Source organism: Vibrio sp. nBUS_14, assembly GCF_051201655.1.
GTDB lineage: Bacteria > Pseudomonadota > Gammaproteobacteria > Enterobacterales > Vibrionaceae > Vibrio.
In genome coordinates this window covers 2,882,388-2,897,481 of sequence record NZ_CP179206.1, presented here as the reverse complement: position 1 = coordinate 2,897,481, position 15,094 = coordinate 2,882,388, and the positions used below count along the sequence as shown (strand labels likewise).

Sequence of the window (15,094 nt, the reverse complement as noted above, 5' to 3'; positions counted from 1 at the left end):
TTCGCTGGCAATTTGAACATTTTTGTCACAATTGCACAGGAATCACTACAAGGAGGGAACTGATGAGTTCATCAGCTTCAATAAAAAACAACTCGCCAAAGAAACCTATTTTTACCCGCTTTCTCGATGGCGTTGAATATTTGGGGAACCTTTTACCCCACCCAATCACTCTTTTCGCAATCTTCTGTGCCGCAATCCTAGTTTCTTCAGGAATTGCTGGTTACTTCGAAGTATCTGTAATGGATCCTCGCCCAGAAGGTGCTAGCGGTCGTGCTGCTGATGGCATGATCCACGTTGTAAGCTTACTTAATGCTGAGGGCTTACAACTCATCGTAACGAATCTAGTTAAGAACTTTGTTGGCTTCGCGCCACTTGGTACCGTGCTTGTTGCAATGCTAGGTGTTGCGATTGCTGAACACTCAGGTCTATTATCTGCGGCAATGCGCGGCATGGTAATAGGCGCATCTCAACGCATGGTTACTGTAACCGTGGTATTTGCCGGTATTATCTCTATACCCGTGATCATTGAAGATGCTTGATTTTCAATGAAATCAGGATCATGCTACTCACCATGAAAATGGTACTAACTCCTGAGCAAAAACAACAACTCGAACAGATGCACAATACTGAGCGTGATCGTCGAGTATGCGACCGTATAAAAGCGGTCTTGCTAGCTTCCGAAAGTTGGAGCCCGCCTATGATCTCTCAAGCCCTTCGTATCCATGAATCTACAGTTGCTCGTCATCTTAGTGATTATGCTCTATCTGAAAAACTTAAACCTGAGAATGGCGGGAGCCAGAGTCTACTTTCTGATACTCAGACGATGCAGCTCATCGAGCATTTGACTGAGAAAACCTATTTTCATACGCGTCAAATCGTTACTTACGTCGAAGCTGAATTCGGTGTGAGCTACACCGTTTCTGGGATTAATAAGTGGTTACATCACCACGGTTTTGCATACAAAAAGCCCAAAGGTGTACCACATAAACTAAAGCCTGAAGAGCAGCAAGCATTTATCGAGTATTACAACGAGGTACTTAAGCCCAAGGATGCGCCTGTACTTTTCATGGACGCCGTTCATCCAACTCAATCAACAAAACTTAGCTGTGGCTGGATCCGTAAGGGACAGGATAAGCTAATTGAAACGACAGGTAGCCGCACTCGAGTGAATCTAATCGGTGCTCTGTCATTGAAAAACATCAGCGCAACGATCACAGATACTTATGAAACGATAGATAGCGAGAGTATTGTTCGCTTCTTTTGGAAACTCAAGAAAGAGCATTATCCACTAGAGCAAACCGTGCATATTGTGCTTGATGGTGCAGCCTACCATCGGTCAGAAATGGTTAGGAATGCGGCAAAAGTACTCAATATAGAGCTTCATTACTTACCCCCATACAGCCCAAACTTAAATCCAATAGAGCGGCTTTGGAAAGTAATGAATGAGCATGTGAGGAACAATGTCTATTTTCCCTCCAAAACAGCATTCACCTCTGCTATCAAAAAGTTTTTCGATGTGACGTTACCAGAAGTTGCAGGCTCACTTGTATCCAGAATTACAGATAATTTTCAGGTACTGATACCTGCATCTTCAAGTTGAAAGGGTATAACACGGCTTCAGAGCTGGGTTACGTAGTACTTATCCCTCTTGCAGCAATGCTTTTCCACTCATTGGGTCGTCACCCATTAGCAGGTCTAGCGGCAGCATTTGCTGGTGTATCTGGTGGTTATTCTGCAAACCTACTTATTGGTACGGTTGATCCACTGCTTTCTGGTATCACAGAAACAGCAGCACAAATGCTTGATCCATCTTATTCTGTTGGCCCTGAATCAAACTGGTACTTCATGTTTGTTTCGACCTTCTTTATCTCGATTGCCGGTGCATTGGTAACAGAGAAGATTGTTGAACCTAAGTTAGGCAAATACAACGATGAAGACGCGTCTGAAGATCTTTCAAATGACTCGATGGGTAAACTTACTGCTATTGAGAAGAAAGGCCTCAAGCTAGCGGGTGTTGCTGTATTAATCGTTAGTGCACTTTTAGCTTGGACTGTGGTTCCTGCTGACGGTGTTCTGCGTTCAGAGGCCGGTACGATTTCAGGTTCTCCATTCCTGAAAAGTATCGTCGCGTTTATCTTTGTATTCTTTGCTATTCCTGGTTTTGTTTACGGTAAAGTTACTGGTTCAATGAAGAATGACCGTGATGTGATTAATGCAATGGCAACGTCTATGTCTTCAATGGGCATGTACATTGTTCTTGTATTCTTTGCTGCACAGTTTGTTGCTTTCTTTAAGTGGACTAACTTTGGTCAAGTGGTCGCTGTAGGCGGCGCAACATTCCTTCAGGATATCGGCCTAACGGGTCCAATGTTGTTCTTTGCATTCATTCTAATGTGTGGCTTCATTAACCTGATGATCGGTTCAGCTTCTGCACAGTGGGCAGTAACGGCGCCAATCTTCGTTCCAATGCTAATGCTAGTAGGCTACGCACCTGAAACGATTCAAGCGGCTTACCGTATCGGTGATTCAACAACCAACATCATTACACCAATGATGAGCTACTTCGGTCTTATCCTTGCTGTAGCAACTCGCTACATGAAGAATCTAGGTATTGGTACACTGATCGCGACAATGTTGCCTTACTCAATGGTATTCATGTTCGGTTGGAGCATCTTGTTCTACCTATGGGTCTTCGTATTCGGTCTACCAGTAGGTCCAGGCGCTGCAACGTACTACACGCCTTAGTGAACTGTGATAAGCGAACATTTCGATTCGCTTATTAACTGAATAAAAGACGATATACCCAAGAGCCTGCATTGTGAACTGACCCCCAATAGTTGGACACCAATTATTGGGGGTCTTTTTATTGGAGCCTACAAATTATTGGAATCTACAAACTTACAATCCCGCAAACCGATAGGTGACGCCTAGTTCGAATGACCAGCCCACGTCTCGTTGTATCAACGCGCTGTCGCTGTCATGATGAATTAGGTCTGCTCGAGCGATACCAATCCAAGTTGGCGTGAACTCATAAAGCCCGATTAACCCGGCTTGATAGACAAAGGTTGATCCCGCATCAAACTGGTTTAGTCCCGAAGCTGAAGATTCGGTGTTAGAAATACCATACAGGTGATTAGACAGTTTCTTGTCTCGATAATCGACTTCTAGGTAGGGCGTAATCGTGAATGGCTGCATCCAGGTTTCCAACGTTCTGCCTAAGTGAAGTTGAACTTCGTAGCCGCTATGTTCTGAAGTTACATCATGTAAGTAGGTGAGGCGTGCGCCTACCGATCCTAAGGTTATCCCCAGTTCTCCATTACCATCTCTATCTTGAATGCCGTTAGGTAAGTCAACGAAGGTGTCTGACACTTCAGCAAAGCGCCAATTTCCAGATAGTCCGACGTAAGGCAGCAGTTGCCAATTGGCTAGGCTACCATCGATAAAGCCTTTTGGACCTGAATAGAATAGGTTGGGTGTCGCGCCAAATTGAGGGGCACTTTTAGTCGAGAAAACACTTTCACCATAGGTGATGCTGCCTCCGATGATTCCGTACTCTTGATCAGCAAAGTGTTCATCGGCAAAGTCTTCATCAGCAAAAGAAAGTTGGGTGCTGCCAAAAACAATGGATAGCGAGAGGGCGATTCGACGAATCATAAGCAATACTCCGTTATTGTAATAAATATCAAGAACGGAGTATGTCGATTAAAATTTCATCGGGCTGTATCGACTAAGTGACGACTTCTAAAGTTGTCGTCATTAGAAAGGCTACGATTAGCGTTTAGCTAGCAGGCGATCGAGGTGGTTTGCGAACTCACGACGGTCGGTCTGAGAAAGGGTGCTTGGTCCGCCAGTTTGAATACCACTTGAACGCATGGTATCCATAAAGTCACGAATGTTGAGACGCGCTTTGATGGTTTCTTTGGTGTAAAGCTCGCCGCGAGAGCTTAAAGCAAGCGCACCTTTGGTGATCACTTCGTCAGCCAGAGGAATGTCAGAGGTAATCACTAGATCGCCGGGTTCAGTGCGTTTTACGATTTCATCATCTGCAATATCAAATCCGCTTGGGACTTGAATTGAGTGAATGTTGTTACGCTTGGGAACGGGAACCAAATGGTTCGCGACAAAGGTACATTCGACCCCTGTGCGTTCAGCTGCGCGTACGATTGTTTCTCGGATAACCTTGGGACAAGCGTCCGCATCAACCCATATCTTCATAGTGTTCTATTTCTCTGTTAGCTTATTTATCGGTCAACTTATTGCTCAGTTGCTTTACTGACCAGTTAGCTTATTGTTCAGTTAACTTATTGTTCCGTTAACTTAGCTTCTAGCGTGGCAACGCGAGCGGTAAGTTCAAGGATTTTCTTTTCTAGTTGGCTAACACGATCAAGTGCTGGCTCTCCTTGTGTCGCGACTTCCACTTTAGGTACGCGATTCGCACTTTTCCAGCTCTTGATGGTTGTAATCAAAGCAGGCATTGGAACGGATGTACTCATACGAGCTTTCACTAAAGCAACGGTTGGCTCTTTCCCTTGTACTTGCAGTCCTTCAAGCACTGATTTCAACTCTTCAGACACATCTTTTGTCAGCATGTTGACCTCCATTTTCAGTATTTGGTCATTTTACTCGCTCCAGTGAATGATAGCGAATCATAAAGCAGCCCATCGCGTGTGAGAGATCTCTTACAAAGGCTGTGAGATAACACAAATAGTTCTCTAGAGAGATTGATGTACATATATTTAAGTTATTGAATTTTAATTGTTTTATATAATTAACAACTTTATTGAATTCAAAATGTGATGCAAATCTATTGTCCGAAATCTTAAATCGCGTAAATTAAACCTTGTCGGAAGGATTCTGACACGGAACAGGAAAGCACCAAGGATTTGGTTATCTTCAGGATGAAGATTTGGTTACTTAGGATTGAGTAGTCAAGCATGGAGCGTAAGGACATTGAAGGGATACAGTCAGTTAACAGGAAGTTAGCTGCAACGGAATGACAATGGACACCTTTAGGATTTAAAGGGTTGGATTAGCATCAGGACGATGTAAAGGACACCGCTCACGGAACAAGTGATGTGCGCTAACTAGGATTGTTAGCTTTCAGGATGATTGGACACCGCTAGGACGGCGAAGTAAAGGAAAGAGCTGAAGGATTACAGCCACTATTATGGATGATGCATGGAGCATTAATTAGTAGCCGGACTGCTGCGAGTAAGACCCTAGCCCTGACACTTCGGTGTCGGGGCTTTTCTTTTCCTAAGGCTTTTTTCTATCTAGGGGCTCTCTTTAATTCAGAAGCTTTTTACCTAAGCGCGAGACATCTGCTTTTCTGCTAATGGTCAACACAAGGAGTGTTTTATGACGATAGCAACCTCAAGAACGCTGTTGGTACCTTATACAGAGCAGTTAGAACATGACTTTATCAAGTTGAATTGCTGCCCCATTAATCGTGCTGAAATGAACGGGCCGCATTCTATCGCCTCTGCAAAACACCTATTTCAAGAAATACTGAATGATAACGTGGGCTTTTGCCGCGCAATTATCCACAACCAAACACGTGAATATCTTGGACATTTGTTTGTTTCGTCTGAAGAAGGGAAGCATGAACTGGGATTTATTCTAGACAAGGAGTTCTGGAATCAAGGCCTTGCTAGCGAAGTGCTAAAACCTTTCTTTAGTTTGGTGTGCTTTGAAGAGCACCTAACGAATGTGGTTGCGACCGTTAATGTTGGTCATAACCCATCGATTAAGTTACTCGAAAAGTTAGGCTTTGCATTTAAAGAGACCAAACAAGATCAGTTTGGCCCTTTTCATGAATATAGTTATACCACGTATTGCGACGTTACATTCTATGAGGCTGCAGCTCAAACCGCATAGAGCGGAAGCCGACCATCGTCAGTTTTCCTTGGTACAGATCATCACCTAATGCCGAAAACTCAAATTGGTACACGGTATGCCAGCGCCAAATGGTAGTTAGTTCATGGCGCATCTTAAGTTTATGACCACTGAAGGCGACACTTAATAATTGTAGGTCTAGCTCTTTACACTTTCTCGCAATGGCAGCTTTCGCAAGCTCGGATTGCCTGCGCTGCTGCCAAAATAAAAAGCAAAAGAAGCACAGAAACAAAATAGCCAATAAGTTATCTATCATTTAATCCATACTTCCTTTTTATCTCTATTCCAATTGTCATTACAGCGTATTTCAACGAGCTATAGAGCAACCCCGCTCTTGAATTAGTCGTCAGTCCGTTATTGAGACTTAGCCGCTTGTTGTAACTCAATCAATGCTTTTGCGAGCTCAGGTGATGGGTTCGAATTCAACAAGGGTAAAAATACCATTCTTAGTGTCGGAATCATCACTAAATCTGCAAATAACTGATTGAACAGGTTTTGATTGCCCGTTTGTGCGAGACGTAACAAGAATTGCTCAGCAATCGCAGGGTCTTGTAGCGCATGCCAGCTGCGACCCGCTAAACCAATCAACACTTCTTGGTGGCTCAAGCGTGGACTAGCGAGAACTTGGTTAATGATGTTAATCGCGATCCCTTGTTCTGCACCGGAAAGGGCACGAACCAAGGCTGAAAGTAAGAACAAATCAGGCTCATTACTTGCGATCTCATTTTCTGCAAGCTCTTGTAAGCGTTGAGCGAGTTTGTCATTGATTTGTGTATGCTCCAGCGCACCTAACGTCGCGTATAGCGGTTCTGATGGCAGTTTATTGATGGCTTTGCGAATCGAGACACCGTTTTGTTGGCTGCCTAAACGCGCGCACATATCTGTGATACCTTGTAGACCAACCGTTTTCCAGTTGTCCCAACCAAGCTCACCAGTAAAGTAATGTTGAGCGTGTTCGTAATATTGGCTCGTCGCGAGGTCTAAACCTGCTCTTACTTGGCTATGGAATACGGCCATTTTGTCTTCAGAAGGCTTGAAAGTATAAGGGTTGTTTGACAGCTTTTGTTGTTGCTCTTCGCTGATATCGCCGTTCAAACGCGTGCCCATTGCTTCAATAACAAACTTAAGAAAATTACCCACATCTCCTTGATGCAGTAAGCCTCTTTCGTCCAGTTTGAATTTTAGAAACCAAATCCATGGCTGTTTGTGTTCGTTCCAGTAGCTAATGGCTAAGTGAGCTTGTTTCTGAAGTGGAAACGGGTATGGCTGTTTCCCCTGCTCAACATCAGAGAATAGGGTGTTGTCGATTTTCTGGATACGACGACCTAGGTCGTAGATGTCGTATTGGCAACCGCTATTCTTTAGCAACTGAGTGAGCGTGTGAATGGTTTCCATAGTAATAAAGCTCCTAACTTTCTTTCCTAAATAGATGGTACTCTATGCCCCAATTTCAAGGTCACTAGATAAATAACTTGGTGAAAAATGACAGCAGCCACAAAGTTACCTCTTTTACTTCAACAATTAGAACAACAAATGCGCCAATGTTCTCTGTGGAGCTCGCTTCCTCCCTCGGATGAGGCGCTTGCAAGCGTTGAACCTTTCGCGATTGACTCGCTACAACCGGAAGAGTGGTTACAGTGGATCTTTATCGTAAAGATTAACGCAATGATGGATGCCCAAATGAGCCTACCGAAAGGCTTTGCGATTCATCCTTATTTTGGTGAAGTGTGGAAAAGCGAGATAGACAAAGCTGAACTGCTAGTGACGATTCTGAGCATTGATGAGGTATGCGCGTAATGTTAGAGATCATTTATCAAGATGAGTATTTTGTCGCGGTGAATAAGCCGGCGGGTATGCTAGTGCATCGCTCATGGTTGGATAAACACGAGACTCAATTTGTTATGCAGACACTGCGTGACCAAATTGGTCAGCATGTTTTTCCTCTGCATCGTTTAGACAGACCTACTTCTGGTGTGTTGGTGTTTGCACTGTCGAGTGAGGTGGCTTCACAGGTGATGCCGATGTTCGCCAACCATGAGATGCAAAAGACTTATCATGCGATTGTTCGTGGTTGGATAGAAGAGGGCGATACGCTCGACTATGCACTCAAGGTCGAGTTGGATAAGATCGCAGACAAGTTCGCGAAAGAAGATAAAGAACCACAAGAAGCCGTCACCGTTTACGAGCCGTTAGCGAAAGTCGAAGTGCCGTATTCAACAGGCCGTTTTCCTACCAGTCGTTACTGCTTAGTTGAGATGATGCCAAAGACAGGGCGTAAACATCAGCTGCGTCGTCACATGGCTCATCTAAGACACCCAATCGTTGGCGATACTTCGCATGGTGATGGTAAGCATAACCGACTGTTTCGTGATGATTTAGATTCACACCGTCTGTTGCTGCATGCTTCTGAGTTGCATTTCATTCACCCTTTCACTAAAGAAAAGTTGGTTATGAAGGCCAATCTAGATGAAACGTGGTTAAGGTTGTTTGAAACCTTTGAATGGGATACCAACTTAGTGGATGCTGAAGCGCGTTTGTCTAAGTAAACACACGCGTCTAGTCAACGTAGGCAGTAGAAAAACAAAGGGCTGATAGTGATATCAGCCCTTTTTAATGGTGCGCCGAGCATGGCGTTGATCTAGGAGGTGAAAGTCCTCTACGGGCTCAGTCGAGCGAGAACCGTTAGCCTATGCAAGGGTGTTCACCGTGAGGTGAAATCTGAAGGAAGCAAATGGCAAAACTTGGTTGTGACGAACAGAAATCTGATAGTAGGCCATTACAACTTGGGCAACCTAGCCATAGATAGAATAGTCCAATGCCTCGACGGGAAGTGTGTAGTGGTAAATCAGGCACAGCCAAGGGAAAGAACAACGCCTTACCTCGGGAGATCTTATTGTTTGTCTCAATAGAGACTAATACAGCAGTGATGTTGTGTGATGGACAATAAGAAGTCAGCAGAAGGCATAGTACTTTGAGAATGTACAACTCAAAGGAAGGCCTGAACTGAATATATCAAGAAGCAGTCACTAGACACTCAATCATGTGGAGTCATAGCAAGATGAAACTCATCTCTACGTCCCAAAGGGCAATACCGCAAGTAAAGCTCATGGATACGAAGAATGACAAGCATGGTCGGCATAGACAGGAGGGCGAGTCTTGGTGACCTCAACTTCGTTGATGGAGCAAATTTGCTCTTCAACCAATTTGAATCAAGCTCTTAGACGCGTGAAGAAGAACAAAGGGTGTGCAGGAGTCGACAAGCTCGACATCAACGCCACTATCTCAAGACTTCGACAGGCATCAAACGGGCAAGAGCTTCGCCAGATTCTTCTGGATGGAAGCTATCAACCTCAATCTGTTCTTGGTGTAGAAATCCCCAAAGCTAGTGGTGGCGTAAGGCAATTAGGTATCCCAACAGTCCTTGATAGGGTAGTCCAACAGGCAATCACATCAGTGCTGTCATGTATCTATGAGCCGAAGTTCTCCGACAATAGTTACGGGTTTAGACCCAACCGCAGTGCGCACCATGCATTGGCGGCCGCCAGTCGCTACATCCGAGAGGGTCGAGGTTATGTAGTAGATATAGACCTAGCAAAATACTTCGATACAGTGAATCACGATAGGCTAATGCACAGGCTGTCACAAGATATTGCTGATAAACGCGTGTTAAAGCTAATTAGGTCATACCTACAGGTAGGCATAATGCGACATGGACTAGTTGAGCAGAGACAACGAGGCACACCCCAGGGTGGGCCATTATCTCCGCTACTATCAAATATTGTATTAGATGAACTGGATAAAGAGTTAGAGCGTAGAGGGCATAAGTTCTGTCGATATGCAGATGACTGCCAAATCTACGTGCGTAGTGAGGAAGCCGCTCATCGAGTCAAAGAGTCGATAACGGAGTTCTTGGAGCAGAAACTAAAGCTGACGGTAAACCGTAAGAAAAGTGCAGCAACGAGAGTGACAAAGCGAACTTACCTAAGCCATCGCTTCCAGATAGACGGAACAATCGGGATATCGAAGACGGCACAAGCTCAAATGAAGAAGCGAGTACGTCAGATAACGAAGCGAAATCGAGGACGAGAGTTACAGGTGATAATCACGGAGTTAACTCAATATCTAAGAGGATGGCAACACTACTTCAAGCTTACTGTTCGTAAAAGTGCAATGCAGCGCTTAGATGAATGGATACGGCGTAGACTAAGGTGCTACCGACTAAAGCAGCGCAAACGCAGACACAGCATAGCGACATGGTTACAGCGACAAGGTGTAACGGAGCGTAATGCGTGGAAGCTAGCGATGTCAGATAAGGGTTGGTGGCATCTAGCTTTAACGCCACAGGTTAATCACGCCATGCCAATAAAATGGTTCGAGGGGTTGGGGCTGTACTCATTAAGAGATGGGTACGAGTCACTGAAAGTATATTCGGAACCGCCGTATGCGACCCACGCTTGTACGGTGGTGTGAGAGGACGGAGGCTGCGAGGCCTCCTCCTACTCGATTCTGTGTGATTTGAGTGGAACAACTAATGTGGTTGTTAGTTGTTTATTCTCGGGATCATTTTAACTTTTCTAGATCCGCTTCGATCTCTGCGATCTTACTCGATACCACTTTTTCTAGGTGGCGTAAGTCAGTGAGAATTTTTTGTTTCACATCAACTTCTGCGGTTGGAACCGGCTTGGTGATCTTATTGAGCTCATCAATTACAAGTGTGAGATTACGGTTAATCTCGGTCACTTCTTTGTATTGATTGTTGCCACCGCTAACAAGCACACTTTTCACTTGTCGTGGATACTTAAACTTAACGCTTTTCGCGAACAGTTCGCCTTTCTGTTTACGGAAGTAAATCTTAAGAATATCTTTGTGAGCTTCTTGGCGAAGGGAGTAACGTTCAATCTGTTTAGGTTCGTGGATACCTAAGCCAGTGAGGTTTGGATACATAAGCGACCTCTAGTTTATGAATATAATACTTTTATATAATTGACTTGATCAATGTAGCAGCCTAACGACGAGCTAGATAGTTGATATATGGGAATTGATTGTAAGTTGTGGGCAAGATCGCTCTCTATCTTTACCCACCCTTATCTGATGATTCGATTCTCTTTTTAGGGCGCGAGTTCCGAAACATGCTCAGTTAATCTTTCTCTCAGAGCTTGTTCCTGCTCTTCAGACAACCTTCCTCCCGTTTCACTGGTCAGAATAAACAAATCTTCTGCACGTTCGCCGATGGTGGTAATTTTAGCGCCGTGCAAATTGATGTCTAACTCAGCAAAGGTTGCACCAACTTGAGCCAGTAATCCCGGTGTGTCCAGGGCTCTGAGTTCCATCAAGGTGCGTTTCTTACTCTTGGTCGGTAGGAATTCGACCAGAGTTTTTACCTTGAAGTGCTGCAAGTTACGTGGCGTTCTGCGTGTTCTAATTTTAGTTGGTCGACCATCAGCCAACACATGAGTTAAATGTTTAGCCACGGCTTTGTGTCTCGCTTCATCAATCGCTTCACCGTGCTGATCAAGTACGATAAAGGTATCCAAAACATGGCCATCTTTGCTGACCATGACCTGCGCATCATGAACGTTGAAGTTACGTCTATCCAATTCAGCCACTACGGTCGCAAAAAGTGCAGCTTGGTCTTTACAGTAAACAAACACCTCAGTGCCACCACGTGTCGCTTTCTTGCTGATCAAAACTAACGGTTGGCTTGGGTCTTCCAGACGAAGTAAGTGCTCACAGTGCCAAGCGATTTGCTTGTGTGTATGACGTAAGAAGTAGTCGGCTTTGAAACGTTGCCAAAGCACTTCAATCTCACGAGCAGTGAACCCCTCTTTACGTAACAGAGCTGATGCCATCTGCTGATTGTGACGAATACGGTCTCTGACATCGACAGGGTTTTCTAAGCCACGACGTAGCGCTCGCTGTGTTGAGTGAAATAGCTCGGCTAGCAGGGTACGTTTCCAGCTGTTCCATAATTCAGGGTTAGTCGCACAGATATCGGCGACGGTTAAGCACACCAGTAGCTCTAATGATTCTTCGTCGCGGACTTTTTTAGCAAACTCTGTGATGACATCAGGATCGTAGATATCACGGCGTTGAGCGGTGACAGACATCAATAGGTGATTCTGAACGAGCCACGCGACTTGCTTTGCTTCTGGTTTTGACAATCCATGCTCGATACAGAACGAGTAAGCCTCAACGGCGCCGATCTCCGAGTGATCACCACCGCGGCCTTTACCGATATCGTGGAATATAGCGGCGAGGATCAGCAGCTCTTTTTTCTGAACTCGCGGATAAACTTCACAACAAATAGGATGCTTATCGTGGTTTTCAATTTGGTTAAAACGGTTGATGTGCTTGAGCAGACGAATACTGTGTTCATCAACGGTGTAAACGTGGAACAAATCAAACTGCATTTGACCAACAATTTGGCTCCACTGCGGTAAGTAGGCCGATAGCACGCCCAGTTTATGCATCAGGCTAAAAGCTTTGTGCAATGCATTTGGGTGACGAACCAAGTCCATGAACTTGTCACGGGCTTCAGGAATGGTATGCAGGAAGCGGTTTAATCGGCGACGTGCCGTACGCAGCTGTCGCAAGGTTGGCGGGCTGACCCCTTCGATGGAAGAGTCATTTGCGATATGGATAAACATATCGAGAATCGTTTCCGGACGAGCTTGGAATAGGGCAGGCTTACGCGCTTCGATCAGTGAGCCTCGACGTTGGAAGTCGTTGTCGATAATCTCCGCTTCTTGTGTTTGACCGCCGTTAATGATCGCTTGGTCAAACAGTTTAAGCAGCATCTTGTTGAGTTCTGCTACACGACGAAGTGTTCGATAGAACTCCTTCATCATCATTTCTACGCCACGATTGCCTTCACCAGTATAGCCAAGGTGTTCAGCTACTTGAACCTGATGCGCGAAGGTAAGACGGTTGTCGTAACGACGTAGTTCGATATGCAAGGCAAAACGAACGCGCCATAAGAAATCTTGGCACTCGACGAGCTCGCGATACTCAGCATCGGTTAGGAATCCGTATTTGCTCATCTCTAATAGAGATGTGGCACCAAAGTGTCTACGCGCTACCCAACTCAGAGTGTGGATGTCTCTTAATCCACCGGGTGTTGATTTGATATCCGGTTCTAGATTGTAGGTGGTGTCGTGGTAGCGAGCATGACGTTCTCTTTGTTCTTGAATCTTGGCTTTGTAAAACGTCTCACTTGGCCAAAATGAATCGGAATGAACCTTTAGTTTCAGTTCTTGGAAGGTGTCTTCACTGCCACACAGTAAGCGCGACTCTTGCAGGTTAGTCGCAACGGTTAAATCGTCACTACCAATCTCAATACATTCGGCAATGGTGCGCACCGCATGGCCAACTTCGAGTCTCAAATCCCAAAGTAGCGTGATGAACTGACTGACTTTTTCACCAAGTGCTGGAGGCAGCGTCTTTTGCGATACGATTAAGATATCAATGTCGGATAACGGGTGCAGTTCGCCGCGACCATAACCACCCACAGCGACCAACGCAATATGAGGCAGTTTGCTAAATTCAAAATGATCCCATAATCGGTTGAGAAGCAAATCCATATATTCAGAGCGCAGCAATACTAGGTCTGTCACAGGGTGATGATTGAGAAATTCATCTTTCTGATACTGCGTGAAGATTTCGAGTTGATTTTTTAATTCGCAGATTGCAATTTGTTCGTCATTAAACGTAAGGGGACATTGATAAGGCATAGTCTGCTATCCGTGCAAGCAAATGAGAATAGTAAACAATTTAACAGAAGCTGATGGAAAATCGAAATTACGTAGATAAAAAAATATCCTCGACAATGCAAGGATATTTTTAAAAGTCTCAGATATTCAGCTTGTTGAATTAAGCGTTCTTCATGATACGTGGAATTGTATCGTCGCTGCGTAGTGTCAGTACTTCACAACCTGTATCAGTTACAACCAGCGTGTGTTCCCACTGTGCAGAGTTCTTGCTGTCTGCTGTGTACACTGTCCAGCTATCTTCGTCATCAAGACGGCAACCAAACTTACCAGCATTGATCATTGGCTCGATTGTGAAACACATGCCAGCTTTCAGTACGGTACGGTCACTGTTTTTGTAGTGAACCACCTGTGGATCTTCGTGGAACTCAGAACCGATGCCGTGTCCACAGTAATCTTTCACAATAGAGAACTTAGCGCGTGGGTTGTTCTTATTGTTAGTTTTGATGTACTTCTCGATAGCCGTACCAATTTGACCAAGCTGAACACCTGGTTTCACATGGCGCATCCCTTCATAAAGTGCTTCTTGAGCAACCATACATAGACGCTTGTTTGCTGGAGAAACTTCACCCACAAGGAACATCTTAGATGTGTCACCGTGGTAACCTTGCGGACGATTGCTTAGGTCAGTATTTTCGTCATCAGGAACAATCACAGTGATATCAACGTTTAGAATATCGCCATCTTTCAATACAGCAGGTTTGAATTGACCAGTGCTACCAGTCTCATCTTGTGATGCTGGAATACCGTGACATACGATGTGGTTGATAGACGTACAGATTGACTTAGGGAAACCGTGGTAATCAAGTGGTGCTGAGTACGCGCCTCTTTCTAGAGCGTACTCATGACAGATTTTATTCAGTTCTTCTGTCGTGGTACCTACTTGAATATGAGGCTCAATCATCTCTAGAATTTCAGAAGCCAGCTTACCGGCAACGCGCATTTTTTGAATTTCTTCAGCAGTTTTAATTTTTACAGCCATTGCATATCTCTTAATTTGGTAGCACCTAAGTGTGCATATTGGGGCTATTCTAGCAGTGCAGCATTTTAGCGCAACATTCTGATACCCATATAATGCTGTTGGATACTACTGAGCGTGATTGAATAGTGTTCAATTTTAAGCCGATTGCCTCTTGCGATATTGATACTATTTATAAGAGAAATACACCGTCAAAGATCAGTATAGCAACCGCCATTTTTATATTTTTTTCTAGCCATAGATGAACAAAATATGGTATAAAGCGCGCCGGACATCAGGACTGTTTTCTCCAATTGGCGAAACAAGCTTCGTGTTCACTAACTTATATCTTTAAATCACACACATTCCGACACATGTTCCGGGGTGCCTCAACAACACAGATAACGGCTGAAAAAGTGGTTAGTTGTTAGGGGTCGGATTCATGGGGAGTGTGGAGGCCTAACCCCATAGAGGA

13 protein-coding genes and 2 pseudogenes are annotated in these 15,094 nt (G+C 44.6%); 7 read left to right on the top strand and 8 right to left on the bottom strand.

The window, feature by feature from the left end:
- Positions 1-62: 62 nt before the first annotated feature.
- The 3 genes and pseudogenes from ACMAZD_RS13615 to ACMAZD_RS13605 all read left to right on the top strand — a co-directional run.
- Positions 63-512, top strand: a pseudogene (locus ACMAZD_RS13615) (AbgT family transporter); the annotation flags it as partial.
- A gap of 59 nt (positions 513-571) precedes the next feature.
- Positions 572-1,600: an IS630 family transposase gene (locus ACMAZD_RS13610; RefSeq protein WP_435247188.1), complete on the top strand. Its 1,029-nt coding sequence runs from the start codon at positions 572-574 to the stop codon at positions 1,598-1,600.
- 5 nt (positions 1,601-1,605) lie between these two features.
- Positions 1,606-2,745 (top strand): annotated as a pseudogene (locus tag ACMAZD_RS13605) (AbgT family transporter); the annotation flags it as partial.
- 153 nt (positions 2,746-2,898) lie between these two features.
- Here the strand turns inward: ACMAZD_RS13605 and ACMAZD_RS13600 are convergent.
- From ACMAZD_RS13600 to ACMAZD_RS13590, 3 genes are all read right to left on the bottom strand, one after another.
- On the bottom strand, positions 2,899-3,654 hold the full coding sequence (locus tag ACMAZD_RS13600; protein WP_435247622.1) for a MipA/OmpV family protein: 756 nt from the start codon (positions 3,652-3,654) through the stop codon (positions 2,899-2,901).
- Between the two features lie 117 nt (positions 3,655-3,771).
- Positions 3,772-4,215: a YaiI/YqxD family protein gene (locus ACMAZD_RS13595; RefSeq protein WP_004734361.1), complete on the bottom strand. Its 444-nt coding sequence runs from the start codon at positions 4,213-4,215 to the stop codon at positions 3,772-3,774.
- 86 nt (positions 4,216-4,301) lie between these two features.
- Positions 4,302-4,589 carry a hypothetical protein gene (locus tag ACMAZD_RS13590; RefSeq protein ID WP_435247621.1) on the bottom strand — a complete coding sequence of 96 codons (288 nt, stop codon included), beginning with the start codon at positions 4,587-4,589 and terminating at the stop codon, positions 4,302-4,304.
- A gap of 769 nt (positions 4,590-5,358) precedes the next feature.
- Here ACMAZD_RS13590 and ACMAZD_RS13585 point away from each other — a divergent pair.
- Complete coding sequence (locus tag ACMAZD_RS13585; protein WP_435247620.1) at positions 5,359-5,877, top strand: GNAT family N-acetyltransferase; 519 nt, start codon at positions 5,359-5,361, stop codon at positions 5,875-5,877.
- On the opposite strand, the gene ACMAZD_RS13580 is transcribed toward ACMAZD_RS13585, so the two are convergent.
- Together ACMAZD_RS13580 and ACMAZD_RS13575 are read right to left on the bottom strand one after the other, a co-directional pair.
- Entirely contained in the window at positions 5,843-6,151 is a 309-nt protein-coding gene (locus ACMAZD_RS13580) for a DUF3301 domain-containing protein (protein ID WP_019821602.1), read from the bottom strand. The genes ACMAZD_RS13585 and ACMAZD_RS13580 overlap by 35 nt on opposite strands.
- Before the next feature lie 98 nt (positions 6,152-6,249).
- Positions 6,250-7,290: a DUF3549 family protein gene (locus tag ACMAZD_RS13575; protein ID WP_435247619.1), complete on the bottom strand. Its 1,041-nt coding sequence runs from the start codon at positions 7,288-7,290 to the stop codon at positions 6,250-6,252.
- Positions 7,291-7,377: 87 nt separating this feature from the next.
- On the opposite strand from ACMAZD_RS13575, the gene ACMAZD_RS13570 reads away from it, so the two are divergent.
- The 3 genes from ACMAZD_RS13570 (at position 7,378) to ltrA (ending at position 10,365) form a co-directional block, all read left to right on the top strand.
- Complete coding sequence (locus ACMAZD_RS13570) at positions 7,378-7,692, top strand: YqcC family protein (protein WP_435247618.1); 315 nt, start codon at positions 7,378-7,380, stop codon at positions 7,690-7,692.
- On the top strand, positions 7,692-8,441 hold the full coding sequence (gene truC, locus ACMAZD_RS13565; protein ID WP_435249380.1) for a tRNA pseudouridine(65) synthase TruC: 750 nt from the start codon (positions 7,692-7,694) through the stop codon (positions 8,439-8,441). The genes ACMAZD_RS13570 and truC overlap by 1 nt, the downstream gene beginning before the upstream one ends.
- Before the next feature lie 631 nt (positions 8,442-9,072).
- Positions 9,073-10,365: a group II intron reverse transcriptase/maturase gene (gene ltrA / locus ACMAZD_RS13560; RefSeq protein ID WP_435249317.1), complete on the top strand. Its 1,293-nt coding sequence runs from the start codon at positions 9,073-9,075 to the stop codon at positions 10,363-10,365.
- A gap of 90 nt (positions 10,366-10,455) precedes the next feature.
- Here the strand turns inward: ltrA and ACMAZD_RS13555 are convergent, their stop codons facing one another.
- The 3 genes from ACMAZD_RS13555 to map all read right to left on the bottom strand — a co-directional run bounded on the left by ACMAZD_RS13555 (position 10,456) and on the right by map (position 14,643).
- Positions 10,456-10,839, bottom strand: a complete 384-nt coding sequence (locus ACMAZD_RS13555; RefSeq protein WP_435247617.1) for a DUF3461 family protein — start codon at positions 10,837-10,839, stop codon at positions 10,456-10,458.
- Positions 10,840-11,003: 164 nt separating this feature from the next.
- Positions 11,004-13,625, bottom strand: a complete 2,622-nt coding sequence (glnD, locus tag ACMAZD_RS13550; protein WP_435247616.1) for a bifunctional uridylyltransferase/uridylyl-removing protein GlnD — start codon at positions 13,623-13,625, stop codon at positions 11,004-11,006.
- A gap of 139 nt (positions 13,626-13,764) precedes the next feature.
- Positions 13,765-14,643, bottom strand: a complete 879-nt coding sequence (gene map / locus ACMAZD_RS13545) for a type I methionyl aminopeptidase (protein ID WP_435247615.1) — start codon at positions 14,641-14,643, stop codon at positions 13,765-13,767.
- Positions 14,644-15,094: the final 451 nt, after the last annotated feature.

Excerpts from the sequence above, each read along its gene's own strand:
- ACMAZD_RS13610 (WP_435247188.1), top strand. The coding sequence starts at position 572 with ATGAAAATGGTACTAACTCCTGAGCAAAAACAACAACTCGAACAGATG.
- ACMAZD_RS13600 (WP_435247622.1), bottom strand. The coding sequence starts at position 3,654 with ATGATTCGTCGAATCGCCCTCTCGCTATCCATTGTTTTTGGCAGCACC.
- ACMAZD_RS13595 (WP_004734361.1), bottom strand. The coding sequence starts at position 4,215 with ATGAAGATATGGGTTGATGCGGACGCTTGTCCCAAGGTTATCCGAGAA.
- ACMAZD_RS13590 (WP_435247621.1), bottom strand. The coding sequence starts at position 4,589 with ATGCTGACAAAAGATGTGTCTGAAGAGTTGAAATCAGTGCTTGAAGGA.
- ACMAZD_RS13585 (WP_435247620.1), top strand. The coding sequence starts at position 5,359 with ATGACGATAGCAACCTCAAGAACGCTGTTGGTACCTTATACAGAGCAG.
- ACMAZD_RS13580 (WP_019821602.1), bottom strand. The coding sequence starts at position 6,151 with ATGATAGATAACTTATTGGCTATTTTGTTTCTGTGCTTCTTTTGCTTT.
- ACMAZD_RS13575 (WP_435247619.1), bottom strand. The coding sequence starts at position 7,290 with ATGGAAACCATTCACACGCTCACTCAGTTGCTAAAGAATAGCGGTTGC.
- ACMAZD_RS13570 (WP_435247618.1), top strand. The coding sequence starts at position 7,378 with ATGACAGCAGCCACAAAGTTACCTCTTTTACTTCAACAATTAGAACAA.
- truC (WP_435249380.1), top strand. The coding sequence starts at position 7,692 with ATGTTAGAGATCATTTATCAAGATGAGTATTTTGTCGCGGTGAATAAG.
- ltrA (WP_435249317.1), top strand. The coding sequence starts at position 9,073 with ATGGAGCAAATTTGCTCTTCAACCAATTTGAATCAAGCTCTTAGACGC.
- ACMAZD_RS13555 (WP_435247617.1), bottom strand. The coding sequence starts at position 10,839 with ATGTATCCAAACCTCACTGGCTTAGGTATCCACGAACCTAAACAGATT.
- glnD (WP_435247616.1), bottom strand. The coding sequence starts at position 13,625 with ATGCCTTATCAATGTCCCCTTACGTTTAATGACGAACAAATTGCAATC.
- map (WP_435247615.1), bottom strand. The coding sequence starts at position 14,643 with ATGGCTGTAAAAATTAAAACTGCTGAAGAAATTCAAAAAATGCGCGTT.